Annotated in this window: 11 protein-coding genes and 1 riboswitch; of the genes, 9 read left to right on the top strand and 2 right to left on the bottom strand. The window is 73.0% G+C overall.

Features of this window, described 5'->3' with window-relative positions:
• Positions 1-35: 35 nt before the first annotated feature.
• Positions 36-767, bottom strand: a complete 732-nt coding sequence (locus OG933_RS33245; RefSeq protein ID WP_405630548.1) for a class II aldolase/adducin family protein — start codon at positions 765-767, stop codon at positions 36-38.
• 581 nt (positions 768-1,348) lie between these two features.
• Between OG933_RS33245 and OG933_RS33240 the strand changes: the two genes are divergently transcribed.
• The 9 genes from OG933_RS33240 to cobI all read left to right on the top strand — a co-directional run bounded on the left by OG933_RS33240 (position 1,349) and on the right by cobI (position 14,224).
• The gene (locus OG933_RS33240) at positions 1,349-2,602 is read left to right on the top strand and encodes an anion permease (RefSeq protein ID WP_327182305.1); all 1,254 of its coding nucleotides are present in this window, start codon (positions 1,349-1,351) and stop codon (positions 2,600-2,602) included.
• Positions 2,603-2,636: 34 nt separating this feature from the next.
• Positions 2,637-2,858: a hypothetical protein gene (locus tag OG933_RS33235; protein ID WP_020130440.1), complete on the top strand. Its 222-nt coding sequence runs from the start codon at positions 2,637-2,639 to the stop codon at positions 2,856-2,858.
• Positions 2,859-2,988: 130 nt separating this feature from the next.
• Positions 2,989-3,131, top strand: a riboswitch (cobalamin riboswitch).
• Between the two features lie 99 nt (positions 3,132-3,230).
• Entirely contained in the window at positions 3,231-4,229 is a 999-nt protein-coding gene (locus OG933_RS33230) for a cobalamin biosynthesis protein (protein WP_405630546.1), read from the top strand.
• Entirely contained in the window at positions 4,226-5,758 is a 1,533-nt protein-coding gene (locus OG933_RS33225; protein WP_362520793.1) for a cobyric acid synthase, read from the top strand. Before OG933_RS33230 ends, OG933_RS33225 begins: the two co-directional genes overlap by 4 nt.
• Positions 5,755-9,411 carry a cobaltochelatase subunit CobN gene (cobN, locus tag OG933_RS33220; RefSeq protein WP_405630544.1) on the top strand — a complete coding sequence of 1,219 codons (3,657 nt, stop codon included), beginning with the start codon at positions 5,755-5,757 and terminating at the stop codon, positions 9,409-9,411. The genes OG933_RS33225 and cobN overlap by 4 nt, the downstream gene beginning before the upstream one ends.
• A complete protein-coding gene (locus OG933_RS33215) occupies positions 9,408-11,435 on the top strand; it encodes a putative cobaltochelatase (protein ID WP_405630541.1) in 2,028 nt (675 codons plus the stop codon). The genes cobN and OG933_RS33215 overlap by 4 nt, the downstream gene beginning before the upstream one ends.
• Positions 11,435-12,034, top strand: a complete 600-nt coding sequence (cobO, locus tag OG933_RS33210; RefSeq protein WP_028806950.1) for a cob(I)yrinic acid a,c-diamide adenosyltransferase — start codon at positions 11,435-11,437, stop codon at positions 12,032-12,034. The genes OG933_RS33215 and cobO overlap by 1 nt, the downstream gene beginning before the upstream one ends.
• Before the next feature lie 4 nt (positions 12,035-12,038).
• Positions 12,039-13,496: a cobyrinate a,c-diamide synthase gene (locus OG933_RS33205; protein ID WP_405630540.1), complete on the top strand. Its 1,458-nt coding sequence runs from the start codon at positions 12,039-12,041 to the stop codon at positions 13,494-13,496.
• Positions 13,493-14,224, top strand: a complete 732-nt coding sequence (cobI, locus tag OG933_RS33200; protein WP_362520780.1) for a precorrin-2 C(20)-methyltransferase — start codon at positions 13,493-13,495, stop codon at positions 14,222-14,224. Before OG933_RS33205 ends, cobI begins: the two co-directional genes overlap by 4 nt.
• Before the next feature lie 17 nt (positions 14,225-14,241).
• Here the strand turns inward: cobI and OG933_RS33195 are convergent, their stop codons facing one another.
• Positions 14,242-14,970, bottom strand: coding sequence for a ZIP family metal transporter (locus tag OG933_RS33195; RefSeq protein WP_020130448.1), 729 nt, complete (start codon positions 14,968-14,970; stop codon positions 14,242-14,244).
• Positions 14,971-15,002: the final 32 nt, after the last annotated feature.

Raw genomic sequence — 15,002 nt, 5'->3', positions numbered from 1 at the left:
CCGGCCAGTGGTGGAGCCCGTCGGGGGACGGCCGGTCACTCCGGCTGCCCGTACCCGCGCAGTCGCTCGCCCGCCTCCGCGACCTGTTCCTCCGTCAGGAGCGTGGGGTTCAGGCCGGGCACGGACGAGGCCGTCAGCCACAGGCGGCACATCCACTCCAGTTGGGCCGTACGGTCGTAGGCCTGGTCGAGGGTGGTGCCGTGGGTGAGGGTGCCGTGGTTCTGCAGGAGGCAGCCGCTCCGGCCGACGAGGGCGCGGAGCATGTTCTCGGCCAACTCCTCGGTGCCGTAGGCCGCGTAGGGGGCGACCCGGACGGATCCGCCGAGCGCGCCCGCCATGTAGTGGACGCGGGGAAGCTCGGTGACGAGGGTGGAGACGGCGGTCGCGTGCACGGCGTGGGTGTGGACGACCGCCCCGGCGTCCGTGGTGCGGTAGACGGCGAGGTGCATGGGCAGCTCGCTCGTCGGGCGCAGGGTGCCGAGCACCTGCCGGCCGGCCAGGTCGACGCCCGTGACGTCGTCCGGGGTGAGCCGCTCGTAGGGCATGCCCGACGGGGTGACCAGCACGGTGTCGCCGACGCGTACGGAGACGTTGCCGGAGGTGCCGACGACCAGCCCGTCGGTCACGGTGCGGCGGGCCGCCGTCACAAGCGCCTCCCAGGCCCGCGCCTCCTCGAGGACCGCATGCCTCCCCCGCCGCTCCACCACGTTCTGTGCGCCGTCCCGGTGACCCCGGGCGCCCCCCTGCTCGGGTCGCTGCTCAGCCATGTGGAGATCCTGCCAGGAGGCGCCGGGGGCCGCCGCCGGGCCGTTCCGCGGCGCGTTCCGCTTCGCTGTGCCGGACAAGGGCTCGGGCAAGGAGCAGGCCGCGTATTTCGTACACAACGGCGGCGGCCGGAGCGTCGTCGGCCGGGCCCCGCCGCCCGCGCTCGACGTCGGGTGCCACCCCTGCGACGGGGGCGCCCACACCACGGCCCCGACCGAGGCCCGGACGGTCATACGGATCACGCCCTGTGGGTCGCCCGTCACGGGATGTCCGACGCCGGGACACTACCGGCCGGACGGCCGACAGGGGCCTTCGGACAGCCCTTCTGACAGCACTTCTGACAGTACGCCGACAGCGGCAGCCCCCGGGTGACCAGAATCTCTTTCGCGGCTCCGGGAGCCGGTCGCGCAGGCCCGCCAAAGACGGGTGACCGTACGGCGCTTGACCCCGGCCCCGGCGCGGCGACGGAAGACCGCCGCACCCCCCTTGCACAGACACCCGGATGCCCTGTTCAGTTCATCTTCCGTTCACCCAGATTGCTTACGGTCAACGCGCCAATGACTTCGAACGATTGCCTGGGTAAATGGAAAACTTCTCGCTGATCCTCGCGATTGTGGTCGTCACCGCACTCGCGTTCGATTTCACGAACGGTTTCCACGACACCGCCAACGCGATGGCCACCACCATCTCGACCGGTGCACTCAAGCCCAAGGTTGCGGTGGCCATGTCCGCCGCGCTCAACCTTGTGGGAGCTTTCCTCTCGGTGGAGGTCGCCAACACGATCTCCAAGGGTCTCGTCGACGAGACCGGCATCCGTCCCGAGGTCATCTTCGCCGCCCTGGTCGGCGCGATCCTCTGGAACCTCCTGACCTGGCTGGTGGGCCTGCCCTCCAGTTCCTCGCACGCCCTGATGGGCGGTCTGATCGGCGCCACCATCGCCTCGGCCGGTATGGGCGCGGTGCACGGTGACGCCCTGGTCACCAAGGTGCTGATCCCGGCGATCGCGGCACCGATCGTCGCGGGCGTCGCGGCCATGCTCGCGACCCGCCTCTCCTACACCCTCGGCAAGAAGGCCGACGGCAAGGCGGCGGCCAAGGGCTACCGCGCGGGCCAGATCGCCTCGGCCGGCCTGGTCTCCCTCGCCCACGGCACCAACGACGCGCAGAAGACGATGGGCATCATCACCCTGGCCCTGGTGGCCGGCGGTGCCGTGGCCCCCGACTCCGACCCGCCCACCTGGGTCATCCTCTCCGCCGGCCTGGCCATCGCGCTCGGCACCTACCTCGGCGGCTGGCGCATCATCCGCACCATGGGCAAGGGCCTGACCGACCTCCAGCCGCAGCAGGGCTTCGCCGCCCAGACCAGCGCGGCCACGGTCATCCTGGCCTCCTCGCACCTCGGCTTCTCCCTCTCCACCACGCACTCGGTCTCCGGTGCGGTGATGGGCGCCGGGCTGGGCCGCAAGGGCGGTGTGGTCCGCTGGTCGACGGCGACCCGGATGTTCGTCGCGTGGGGCCTGACCCTCCCGGCCGCGGCCCTGGTGGGCGCGCTCGCCGAGTCCGTCACCGGCCTGGGCGACTGGGGCACGGCCCTCGTCGCGGTCTTCCTGATCGCCTCCAGCGCGGCCATCTGGAAGGTCTCCCGGCGCGAGGTCGTCGACGCCTCGAACGTCAACGAGCCCGACGAGCCCGCGGGCGTCGTCACGACGGCGATCGCCGCCGTCACCCCGCCGCCCGCGGGCACCCTGGCCGAGGACCTCACGGACCTGACGGCCACGATCCCCGGCCCGGCGGCAGAGCCCGCGACCCCCGCCGCTCCCCCGGCCGCGGCCGTCTGAGCCCGCGCACCCGGCACGAAGGAAGAGAAGCAGCATGAAGATCGACTGGGCAGCCCTGGGCTCTGTCTTCGGCGTCAGCCTCGTGGTCACCGTCGGCCTCGTCGCCCTGTTCACCCTCGGCGTCATGGGCCTGTCGCGGCAGGAACGCGCGTCGGCGCAGGGCGGCTCGGCCACCCTCGCGGTGACCGGCGCGTACGCGTGCTTCGCGGCCTGCGCGGCGGCGGTGGCGTACGGGATCTCACTGATCGTCGCCTGACGCACCATCCGAACACCCCTGGGGTGCGGGACGGATCACCGTCCCGCACCTCTTGTCGTTCGCGGCCCCGCCGACCCGCCCTGTGTGGGGTTCTGCACACTCGAGCCTCGCAGGTCAAAGGCAAGTTGACGGCTCTTGCGGGCCGTGGTGGACTGCCCGAGCCATGTACGGCAGCAGAAGAGGAAGCCGGTGTGAATCCGGCGCGGTCCCGCCACTGTGACCGGGGTAGAAACCCCCGGGAGCCAGGAACTCTCGCCGCCGGTCTCGTCGAACCAGGGCGTGGACACCCTGAGTGAGGACATATCGCCATGCTCGCTCGGCCGTTGAGGCACAGCACCAGGTCGCTGCCCGACCCCACGGCCGGCTGAGCCGATGCGTGCCGATCGCCTCTACGCGTACGGCGCCGCCACCGGCCTTCTGGGCGACCTGCTGCTCGGCGATCCCCGCCGAGGGCATCCCGTCGCCGCGTTCGGGCGGGCCGCCGGTGCCGTCGAGCGGCTGCTGTGGCGGGACCACCGGGGAAGCGGGGCCCTGCACGCCGTCGTGTGCGCCGGCGGGGTCGTGGCCCTGGGCGCCGTCGCCGAGCGGGCCGTACGCCGCTCCCCCGCCGCCACCGTCGCTCTCGTCTCCGCCGCCACCTGGGCCGTGGTCGGGGGCAGTTCACTGGTCCGGGAGGCCCGGGCCATCGGCCGGGCGCTCGAAGCGGGGGACGTCGAGGCCGCCCGGGAGCGGCTGCCGCATCTGTGCGGGCGGGATCCGCAGGCCCTGGACGCCGACGGGATCGCCCGGGCGGTCTTGGAGTCCGTCGCCGAGAACACCTCCGACGCCGTCGTGGGGGCGCTGGTGTGGGGGGCCGTGGGCGGGGTGCCGGGCCTGGTCGGGTTCCGGGCCGTCAACACCCTGGACGCCATGGTCGGTCACCGGTCGCCGAGGTATCTGCGCTACGGCTGGGCGGCCGCCCGTCTCGACGACGTCGCCGGATGGCCGGGAGCCCGGCTGACCGCCGTGCTCGCCGCCCTCGCGGGGGACGATCCGCGGGGCGCCGTGCGGGCCTGGCGGGCCGACGCCCGCCGGCATCCGAGCCCCAACGCCGGGCCGGTGGAAGCGTCCTTCGCGGGCGCCCTCGGGGTGCGGCTGGGCGGGACCCTGTCGTACGCCGGGCGGGTCGAGCACCGGCCCGTGCTGAACGGCGCGGCCGGGCGGCCCGTCGTCGCCCGGGACATCGAACGTGCCGCGCGGCTCTCCCGCCGCGTCGGTCTGCTCGCGCTCGGCGTCACCGTCGCCGCGCGCGTCGTCGCCACGAACATCGTCGCGAGCAACCAGCGCAACCAGGGCAGCCAGCGGAACCAGCTGAAGGGGCGTACGACATGAGCGGGGGTCTCCTCGTCGCCGGCACCACCTCCGACGCCGGCAAGAGCGTCGTCACGGCCGGGATCTGCCGGTGGCTGGTGCGGCAGGGGGTGAAGGTCGCACCCTTCAAGGCGCAGAACATGTCCCTCAACTCGTTCGTGACGACGGAGGGCGCCGAGATCGGGCGGGCCCAGGCCATGCAGGCCCAGGCCTGCCGGGTGGAGCCGACCGCGCTGATGAACCCCGTGCTGCTCAAGCCGGGCGGTGAGCAGAGCAGTCAGGTCGTGCTCCTCGGCAAGCCGGTGGGCGAGATGACCGCCCGTGGGTATCACGGGGGGCGGCAGCAGAAACTCCTCGGAACCGTTCTCGACTGCCTCGCCGAGTTGCGGGGCACGTATGACGCGGTGATCTGTGAGGGGGCGGGCAGTCCGGCCGAGATCAATCTGCGGCGGACCGACATCGTGAACATGGGGATCGCGCGGGGCGCGCGGCTGCCCGTGCTCGTCGTCGGCGACATCGACCGCGGGGGCGTCTTCGCCTCCTTCTTCGGCACCGTCGCCCTGCTCTCGCCCGAGGACCAGGAGCTGGTCGCCGGGTTCCTGGTCAACAAGTTCCGGGGGGACGTCTCCCTGCTGGAGCCGGGCCTGGACATGCTGCACGGGCTCACCGGGCGGCGGACGTACGGCGTACTGCCGTTCCGGCACGGGCTCGGGATCGACGAGGAGGACGGGCTGAGGGTCTCGCTGCGCGGGACCGTACGGGAGTCGAACACCGCCCCGCCCGTCGGCGAGGACGTGCTGCGCATCGCCGTCTGCGCCGTCCCGCTCATGTCCAACTTCACGGACGTGGACGCGCTGGCCGCCGAACCCGGCGTCGTCGTGCGGTTCGTGGACCGGCCCGAGGAACTGGCCGACGCCGACCTGGTGGTGATTCCGGGGACCCGGGGCACCGTGCGCGCCCTGGAGTGGCTCCGGGAGCGGGGGCTGGCCGAGGCGATCCTGCGCAGGGCCGCCGAGCAGCGGCCCGTCCTCGGCATCTGCGGTGGCTTCCAGCTCCTCGGCGAGCACATCGAGGACGAGGTCGAGAGCCGGCTGGGACAGGTGGCGGGCCTCGGAGTCCTCCCGGTCCGGGTGCGGTTCGCCCGCGAGAAGACCCTCACCCGGCCGGTGGGGGAAGCCCTCGGCGAGCGGGTCGAGGGGTACGAGATCCATCACGGGGTCGCCGACGTCCAGGGGGGCGAGGCGTTCCTCACCGACGACCGCGGACACGGCCTGGACGGCTGCCGGGTCGGACAGACCTGGGGCACGCACTGGCACGGCTCGCTGGAGTCGGACGGATTCCGGCGGGCCTTCCTGCGCGAGGTGGCGGCCGCCGCGGGCCGTCGTTTCGTGCCCGCCGCCGACACCTCGTTCGCCGGGCTGCGCGAGGAGCAGCTCGACCGGCTCGGCGACCTGATCGAACAGCACGCGGACACCGACGCGCTCTGGCGGCTCATCGAGTCGGGCGCGCCGCAAGGACTGCCTTTCATTCCACCGGGAGCGCCCGCATGAGCACAGTGTTGTTGTTGTCGACCGCCGACACGGATCTGCTGGCGGCCCGGGCCGCTTCCGGCGCCTCGTACCGGATCGGCAACCCGACCCGGGTGGATGTCGCCGGGGAACTCCCCGCGCTCCTCGACGGAGCCGACCTCGCGGTCGTCCGGCTGCTGGGCGGCAAGCGGGCCTGGGAGGACGGGCTCGCCGCGCTCAAGGCGTCCGGCGTGCCGACCGTGCTGCTGGGCGGCGAGACCGTGCCCGACGCGGAGTTGATGGCCGAGTCGTCGGTGCCCGCCGGCGTGGTGGCGGAGGCGCTGCGGTATCTCGTCGAGGGCGGGCCGGCCAACCTGACCGAGCTGGCCCGGTTCCTCTCCGACACCGTGCTGCTGACCGGTGAGGGTTTCGTCGAGCCGCAGAAGATGCCCGAGTACGGCGTCCATGGCGAGCGTGCCTTCGTCGAGGGCCGGCCGACCATCGGGGTCCTCTTCTACCGGGCGCACGAACTGAGCGGCAACACCGCCTTCGTGGACACGCTGTGCGACGCCGTCGAGGCGCACGGCGCCAACGCCCTTCCCGTGTACTGCGGTTCGCTGCGCGGGGCGGACCCGGGGCTGTACGAGATCCTCGGGCGGACCGACACCCTCGTCGCCACGGTGCTCGCCGCCGGCGGCGCGCACGCCTCGCAGGCCTCGGCGGGCGGGGACGAGGAGGCCTGGGACATCGGCGCGCTCGCCGACCTCGACGTCCCCGTGCTGCAGGGGCTGTGCCTCACCTCGTCGAAGAGCGCCTGGGAGGAGTCCGACGCCGCGCTCTCCCCCATGGACGCGGCGATGCAGGTCGCCATCCCGGAGTTCGACGGACGGATCATCACGGTCCCCTTCTCCTTCAAGGAGCAGGGCCCGGACGACGTGCCGGTGTACATCGCCGACCCCGAGCGGGCCGCACGCGTCGCCGGGATCGCCGTACGGCACGCCCGGCTGCGGCACAAGCCGAACGGCGAGAAGAAGCTCGCGCTCGTCTTCACCGCCTACCCGACCAAGCACTCGCGGGTCGGCAACGCGGTCGGCCTCGACACCCCCGCCTCGGCCATCCGGGTCCTGGACGCGCTGCGGGACGCCGGGTACGGGGTCCAGGGGCATCCGGACAACGGCGACGAGCTGATCCACCGGCTCATCAACGCCGGTGGCCACGACGTCGAATGGCTCACCGAGGAGCAGCTGGCCGCCGCGCCCGCCCGGGTCCCGCTGGCCGACTACCGGGCCTGGTTCGACAAGCTCGACCCGCACCTGCGCGACGGCATGCTGGAGGCGTGGGGCGAGCCGCCGGGTTCGCTGTACGTCGACGGGGACGACATCGTGCTGGCCTCCCTCCAGTTCGGGAACGTCGTCGTGATGATCCAGCCGCCGCGCGGCTTCGGCGAGAACCCGATCGCGATCTACCACGACCCCGACATGCCGCCGTCGCATCACTACATGGCGGCCTACCGGTGGCTGGAGAACAGTTTCGGCGCCGACGCCGTCGTGCACATGGGCAAGCACGGCACGATGGAGTGGCTGCCGGGCAAGGGCCTCGGGCTGAGCGGCGGCTGTGCCCCGGACGCCGTCCTCGGTGATCTGCCGCTCGTCTACCCGTTCATCGTCAACGACCCCGGCGAGGGCACCCAGGCCAAGCGGCGCGGGCACGCCACCGTCGTCGACCATCTCGTGCCGCCGATGGCACGCGCCGACACCTACGGCGACCTGGCCAAGCTGGAGCAGCTCCTCGACGAGTACGCGCTCGTCTCCGACCTGGATCCGACGAAGGCGCCGGCCGTGCGCGCGCAGATCTGGACGCTGGTCAAGGCGGCCGAGCTGCACCACGACCTGCACGTCGACGACCAGCCGGACGACGACGCGTTCGACGAGTTCGTCATGCACATCGACGGCTATCTGTGCGAGATCAAGGACGTGCAGATCAGGGACGGGCTGCACATCCTCGGCGGCGGTCCGGTCGGCGAGGCGCGGGTGAACCTCGTGCTGGCCGTGCTGCGCGCCTCGCAGGTGTGGGGCGGTCAGGCGAACGCGCTGCCGGGACTGCGGGCCGCTCTGGCCGCCCATTTCGGGCTGGTCGAGAAGGAGCTGCTCGCCGAGCCGGGTGCGCCGGTGAAGGTGCCGGTCGAGCTGACGGAGCTCGTCGAGGGCCCCTCCCGTACCGGCGCCGACGCCATCGACCTGCTGGAGCAGCTGTGCCGGCGGATCGCGGAGGGCGCGGAGGAGCGCGGGTGGGCCGTCACCGGGAGCCGGGCGCTGGTCCGTGAGGTCCTGGGCACCGAACTCCCGGACGCCGTCGCGGTGCTGGAGTTCGCGTGCACGGAGGTGGTACCGCGGCTGGAGCGGACCACCGACGAGGTCGGGCACATCCTCAAGGCGCTGGACGGCGGTTACGTCCCGGCCGGTCCTTCGGGCTCTCCGACGCGCGGACTGGTCAACGTCCTGCCGACCGGCCGGAACTTCTACTCGGTCGACCCCAAGGCCATTCCCTCCAGGCTGAGTTGGGAGGTCGGGCAGTCTCTCGCGGACTCCCTCGTGCAGCGGTACCTCCAGGACACGGGCGACTACCCGAAGTCCGTCGGCCTGACGGTCTGGGGCACCTCCGCGATGCGCACCCAGGGCGACGACATCGCCGAGATCCTGGCGCTGCTCGGCTGCCGTCCGGTGTGGGACGACGCCTCGCGCCGGGTGACGGGCTTCGAGGTCGTGCCCCTGGCCGAGCTGGGCCGGCCGCGCATCGATGTGACGGTCCGCATCTCCGGGTTCTTCCGGGACGCGTTCCCGCACGTGGTGGGACTGCTCGACGACGCGGTGCGGGCGGTGGCCGAGCTGGCCGAGCCCGCCGAGTCCAACTTCGTGCGCGCCCACGTGGACGAGGACGCCGCCGCGCACGGCGACCGGCGCCGTGCGACGGCCCGTATCTTCGGCTCCAAGCCGGGGGCCTACGGGGCGGGGCTGCTGCCGCTGATCGACGCCCGCAACTGGCGCTCGGACGCGGACCTCGCCGAGGTGTACGCCGTCTGGGGCGGGTACGCCTACGGTCGCGGGCTCGACGGGCGGGCGGCGCGCGGGGACATGGAGACGGCGTTCAAGCGGATCGCCGTCGCGGCCAAGAACGTGGACACGCGCGAGCACGACCTCGTGGACGCCGACGACTACTTCCAGTACCACGGCGGCATGGTCGCCATGGTGCGGCACCTGACGGGTGCCAACCCCGAGGCGTACGTGGGCGATTCCGCGACACCGGACCAGGTGAAGACGCGAACGCTCGGCGAGGAGACGCACCGCGTGTTCCGGGCCCGGGTGGTCAACCCGCGCTGGATGGCGGCCATGCGGCGGCACGGCTACAAGGGCGCCTTCGAGATGGCGGCGACCGTCGACTACCTCTTCGGCTACGACGCCACCGCCGGAGTCGTCGACGACTGGATGTACGAGAAACTCAGCGCCGAGTACGTCTTCGACGCGGAGAACCGGGACTTCATGAAGAAGTCCAACCCGTGGGCCCTGCGGGGCATCACCGAGCGGCTGCTGGAAGCCGCCGACCGCGGACTGTGGGCCGAGCCGGACGCCGACACGATCGAGCGGCTGCGCGCCACCTATCTGGAGCTGGAAGGCGACTTGGAGGGCGACGAGAAGTGAGTACTCCTTTCCCGTTCACGGCCGTCGTCGGCCAGGACGACCTGCGGCTCGCGCTGCTGCTGAACGCCGTCTCGCCGGCGGTGGGCGGGGTGCTGGTCCGTGGTGAGAAGGGCACCGCCAAGTCCACGGCCGTCCGCGCCCTCGCGGCGCTCATGCCCGCCCTGGACGTGGTCTCCGGCTGCCGGTTCTCCTGCGACCCCGACTCCCCCGACCCCGCCTGCCCGGACGGGCCGCACGAGCCGGGGGCCTTCGAGACCCGGCCGGCCCGGATGGTCGAACTGCCCGTCGGCGCCTCCGAGGACCGGCTGGTCGGCGCCCTCGACATCGAGCGGGCGCTCTCCGAGGGCGTCAAGGCCTTCGAGCCGGGGCTCCTCGCGGACGCGCACCGCGGGATCCTGTACGTCGACGAGGTCAACCTCCTGCACGACCACCTGGTCGACCTGCTGCTCGACGCGGCCGCGATGGGTGCCTCGTACGTGGAGCGCGAGGGTGTCTCCGTGCGCCACGCCGCGCGGTTCCTGCTGGTCGGGACGATGAACCCCGAGGAGGGCGAGCTGCGGCCGCAGTTGCTCGACCGGTTCGGGCTGACGGTGGAGGTGGCCGCCTCGCGCGAGCCCGACCAGCGGGTGGAGGTCGTCCGGCGCAGGCTCGCGTACGACGACGATCCGGCCGGTTTCGCCGAGCGGTGGGCGGACGAGGAGAGCGCCGTACGCGGGCGGATCGTGGCGGCGCGCAAGCTGTTGCCCTCGGTGCGGCTGGGCGACGGGGCGCTGCGGCAGATCGCGGCGACCTGCGCCGCCTTCGAGGTGGACGGCATGCGGGCCGACATCGTGATGGCGCGGACGGCCACGGCGCTGGCCGCCTGGGCCGGGCGCACCGACGTGCTCGCGGAGGACGTACGGCAGGCGGCGCTGCTGGCGCTGCCGCACCGCCGGCGCCGCAACCCCTTCGACGCCCCGGGGCTCGACGAGGACAAACTCGACGACACGCTGGAGGAGTTCGCCGGCCCGGACGACGAGGACCCCGACCCCGACCCCGACCCCGACGGGCCCGGCGGCGGGGACGGCGGGGAGCCGCCGCAGTCCGACGGTGACGGGCCGCAGGGCGACGGCACCGCCGACCGGCCCGATTCCGACGGGACGGCCGAGAGCCCGGAGAGCCCGGAGAACGGCAAGGGCGGGGAGCCGCAGCCCGCCGTACGGGCCGCCGAGCCGTTCCGTACGAAGGTGCTGAGCGTGCCCGGGATCGGTGAGGGCGCGGCCGGACGGCGCTCACGGGCGCGGACCGAGCACGGGCGCACGACGGGTGCGCGGCGGCCCCGCGGGACGCTGACCAAGCTGCACCTGGCCGCCACGGTGATGGCCGCCGCCCCGCACCAGCGGCAGCGGGGGCGGTCCGGGCGCGGGCTCGTCGTACGCCGGGACGATCTGCGGCAGGCGACCCGGGAGGGGCGTGAGGGCAACCTCGTGCTGTTCGTCGTGGACGCGTCCGGGTCGATGGCGGCCCGGCAGCGGATGAGCGCGGTGAAGGGTGCCGTGCTGTCGCTGCTGCTCGACGCCTATCAGCGGCGCGACAAGGTGGGGCTCGTCAGCTTCCGGGGGACGGCCGCGGACCTCGCGCTGCCGCCCACCTCGTCGGTGGACGCCGCCGCCGTACGGCTGGAGTCGCTGCCCACCGGCGGGCGGACGCCGCTCGCCGCGGGGCTGCTCAAGGCGCACGACGTGCTGCGCGTCGAGCGGTTGCGCGATCCGGCACGGCGGGCGCTGGTCGTCGTGGTGACGGACGGACGGGCCACCGGCGGCCCGGAGCCGGTCGCCCTCGCCGGGCGGGCGGCACGGTTGTTCGCCGCCGAGGGGATCGCGTCGGTGGTCGTCGACTGCGAGTCGGGGCCCGTGCGGCTGGGGCTCGCGGGGCAGCTCGCGGGCGAGCTGGGGGGTACCGCCGTGACGCTGGACGAGCTGCGGGCCGACTCCATCGCAGGGCTGGTCAGGGACGTGCAGGGGACTTCGAGGAGGGCCGCGTAATGCCTCAGGGACAGCCGAGTGTGGTGCCGGACGACGGGCTGACCACACGTCAGCGACGCAACCGGCCGCTGGTCGTCGTGCACACGGGAGTCGGCAAGGGCAAGTCCACCGCCGCCTTCGGGCTCGCGCTGCGGGCCTGGAACCAGGGGTGGCCCATCGGGGTGTTCCAGTTCGTCAAGTCGGCGAAGTGGAAGGTCGGCGAGGAGAACGCGCTGCGCGTGCTGGGCGCCTCCGGCGAGGGCGGGAGCGTCGACTGGCACAAGATGGGCGAGGGGTGGTCCTGGGTCCAGCGGGACTCCCAGATGGACAACGAGGAGAAGGCCCGCGAGGGCTGGGAGCAGGTCAAGCGGGATCTCGCCGCCGAGACGTACAAGCTGTACGTGCTCGACGAGTTCGCGTACCCGATGCACTGGGGCTGGGTCGACACCGACGAGGTCGTCTCCGTGCTGCGGGACCGGCCCGGTACCCAGCATGTCGTGATCACCGGGCGGAACGCGCCGGAGAAGCTCGTCGACGTCGCCGACCTCGTCACCGACATGTCCAAGGTCAAGCATCCGATGGACGCGGGCCAGAAGGGGCAGCGGGGTATCGAGTGGTGACGCCGTGCTGACCTCCCCGTCCTCCGTCCCCCGGCTGGTCGTCGCCGCGCCCTCCTCGGGCTCCGGCAAGACCACCGTCGCCACCGGGTTGATGGCCGCGCTCACCGCGCGGGGGCTCACCGTGTCCCCGCACAAGGTCGGGCCGGACTACATCGATCCCGGGTACCACTCGCTCGCGACCGGACGGACGGGGCGCAACCTCGACGCGTATCTGTGCGGTCCCGAGCTGGTCGGGCCGCTGTTCGCGCACGGTGCGCGCGGGTGTGACATCGCCGTGGTCGAAGGGGTCATGGGGATGTTCGACGGGGCCGCCGGGGAGGGTGAACTGGCGTCCACCGCCCAGGTGGCGAAGCTGCTGCGGGCGCCGGTCGTGCTCGTGGTCGACGCCTCGTCGCAGTCGCGGTCCGTGGCCGCGCTCGTGCACGGGTTCGCCTCCTGGGATCCGGAGGTGCGGATCGGGGGCGTGATCTTGAACAAGGTCGCGTCCGATCGGCACGAGGAATTGTTGCGGGAGGCGCTCGAGTCGGCCGGGGTGCCGGTGCTGGGTGTGCTGCGGCGGGTGGCTCAGGTGGATACGCCGTCCCGGCATCTGGGGTTGGTGCCGGTGGCCGAGCGGCGGGCTGCCGCGGTGGACTCCGTCGCGGCCATGGGGGCGCAGGTTTCCCAGGGGTGCGATCTTGAGGCCCTGGTCGCGCTGGCTCGTGGTGCGGGGGTCTTGTCGGGTGCGGCCTGGGACGCGGCCGAGGCGCTTGATTCCTCGCCCCCGCCGCCCCTTCCCGTCCCGACCCTGGGGGCTGCGTCCCCGGACCCCCGCTTTCGGCCTGAACGGCCTCGTCCTCAATCGCCGGACGGGCTGGAAAGGAGAGTGCGGGTCGCCGTCGCCGGTGGGGCTGCCTTCACCTTTTCCTATGCCGAGCATGCCGAGTTGCTCAGCGCTGCCGGGGCCGAGGTCGTCGTCTTCGATCCGCTGCGGGACGAGGGGCTGCCGGAAGGGACCCGTGGGCTGGTCATCGGGGGCGGGTTTCCCGAGGTGTACGCCGCCGAGCTGTCCGGGAACGAGGCGCTGCGCAAGGAGGTCCGCGCGCTCGTGGAGGCCGGAGCCCCGGTCGCCGCCGAGTGTGCCGGGCTGCTGTACCTGTGCCGGGAGCTGGACGGGCAGCCCATGTGCGGGGTGCTCGACGCCACCGCGCGGATGAGCGAGCGGCTCACGCTCGGGTACCGGGACGCCGTGGCCGTGAGCGACAGTGTGCTGGCCGTGGCCGGGACGCGGATGCGCGGACACGAGTTCCATCGGACCGTCGTCGAGCCCGGCTCGGGGGCGGCTCCCGCCTGGGGTGTGCTGGCCCCGCGGCGGGTCGAAGGTTTTGTGGAACGCGGTGTGCACGCGAGTTATCTGCACACGCACTGGGCGTCCGAGCCCGGTGTGGCCCGTCGGTTCGTGGAGAGGTGCCGGACGTCATGAGCAGCAAGCTGGTCGGAGTCGGGGTGGGTCCCGGGGATCCGGAGCTGGTGACCGTCAAGGGCGTCAACGCGCTGCGGGCCGCCGAGGTCGTCGTCGTGCCCGTGATGGACAGCGGGGAGCGCGGGCGGGCCGAGGCGACCGTGCTGCACTACGTGCCGGCGGAGAAGATCGTCCGGGTCGTCTTCGCGCTCAACGAGCGGACCGACCGGGCGCGGCGGGAGGCCGCCTGGGACGCCGCCGGGGAGCGGGTCGCCGAGTTGCTGCGCCAGCACGGCAGCGTCGCCTTCGCGACCATCGGCGATCCCAACGTGTACTCCACCTTCACCTATCTCGCGCAGACAATCGTGGAGTCGGTGCCGGGCGTGGCGATCGAGACCGTCCCCGGGATCACCGCCATGCAGGATCTCGCGGCGCGGTCGGGTGCCGTGCTGACCGAGGGCACCGAGCCGTTGACGCTGGTGCCGGTGACCGCCGGTTCGGCCGTGCTGAAGGACGCGCTCGCCGGGCCGGGGACCGTCGTGGCCTACAAGTTCGGACGGCAGGCCGCCGAGGTCGCCGAGGCGCTGCGCGAGACCGGGCGGATCGCGGACGCCGTGTGGGGGTCGGCGCTCGGTCTCGCGGAGGAGTCCATCCGGCCCGCCGGGGAGCTGGACGGCGAGCCGCTGCCCTATCTCTCCACGCTCATCGCGCCCGCGCGGCGCGAGGGCGGCCGGGGCGGCAAGCTGTGAGTCCGTCCGCCGCCGGGTCACGAGGCCAGGCCCACCACCAGCCAGATGAAGGCCGCGCCCGCGATCGTGCACAGCACGGTCGAGCGGGCGGGGTGTTCGTGGTGCGCCTCGGGGAGGATCTCGGCGGCCGCCAGATAGAGGAGCGCGCCGCCGAAGAAGCCCAGATAGGCGCCGAGCAGCTGCTCGGGGATGGTGACGAAGGACGTCGAGGCCGCGCCGACGACCGGTGCGGCCGCGTCCGCGAACAGCATGGCCAGGGCCTTGCGGCGGTCGTTCCCGTACAGGCTCGTGATCGTGTAGGTGTTGAAGCCGTCCGCGAAGTCGTGGGCGATGACCGCGAGGGCGACGGCGATGCCCATGCCGCCGCCCACCTGGAAGGCCGCGCCGATCGCCACGCCGTCCATGGCGCTGTGGCCGACCATCGCCGCGGCCGCCGTCAGGCCGACCTCGGGGGCCCGGCCGTCGTGCTCCTCGGCGCCGTGCGCGGCCTGCCGTACCGCCAGCAGACGTTCGACCAGATGGGCCAGCAGGAAGCCCGCCACGAAGAGCAGCAGCGCGGCCGGGACGCCGAAGACCTCGGTGCCGGCCGCCTCCAGTGCCTCCGGCAGCAGATCCAGGCCGACGACGCCCAGCATCAGGCCGCCGGCCAGGCCCAGCACCAGATGGCGGCGGTCGGTCACGCGCTGTGCCGTCCAGCCGCCGGCCAGCGTCATGAGGAACGCGCCGAGCGCGACGAAGACCGCCATAGGCCCTTGCTATCCGATCAACCCCCGATCGC

Origin of the sequence: Streptomyces sp. NBC_00016 (genome assembly GCF_045040885.1) — a bacterium.
GTDB lineage: Bacteria > Actinomycetota > Actinomycetes > Streptomycetales > Streptomycetaceae > Streptomyces > Streptomyces coriariae.
The sequence above is the reverse complement of the archived record's forward strand: the minus strand, read 5'-3'. Positions and strand labels throughout refer to the sequence as shown.

What these genes read in the sequence shown, in the direction of transcription:
- cobN (WP_405630544.1), top strand. Translation starts at nt 5,755, where the DNA reads ATGAGCACAGTGTTGTTGTTGTCGACCGCCGACACGGATCTGCTGGCG.
- OG933_RS33230 (WP_405630546.1), top strand. Translation starts at nt 3,231, where the DNA reads ATGCGTGCCGATCGCCTCTACGCGTACGGCGCCGCCACCGGCCTTCTG.
- OG933_RS33195 (WP_020130448.1), bottom strand. Translation starts at nt 14,970, where the DNA reads ATGGCGGTCTTCGTCGCGCTCGGCGCGTTCCTCATGACGCTGGCCGGC.
- OG933_RS33240 (WP_327182305.1), top strand. Translation starts at nt 1,349, where the DNA reads ATGGAAAACTTCTCGCTGATCCTCGCGATTGTGGTCGTCACCGCACTC.
- cobO (WP_028806950.1), top strand. Translation starts at nt 11,435, where the DNA reads ATGCCTCAGGGACAGCCGAGTGTGGTGCCGGACGACGGGCTGACCACA.
- cobI (WP_362520780.1), top strand. Translation starts at nt 13,493, where the DNA reads ATGAGCAGCAAGCTGGTCGGAGTCGGGGTGGGTCCCGGGGATCCGGAG.
- OG933_RS33235 (WP_020130440.1), top strand. Translation starts at nt 2,637, where the DNA reads ATGAAGATCGACTGGGCAGCCCTGGGCTCTGTCTTCGGCGTCAGCCTC.
- OG933_RS33245 (WP_405630548.1), bottom strand. Translation starts at nt 767, where the DNA reads ATGGCTGAGCAGCGACCCGAGCAGGGGGGCGCCCGGGGTCACCGGGAC.
- OG933_RS33225 (WP_362520793.1), top strand. Translation starts at nt 4,226, where the DNA reads ATGAGCGGGGGTCTCCTCGTCGCCGGCACCACCTCCGACGCCGGCAAG.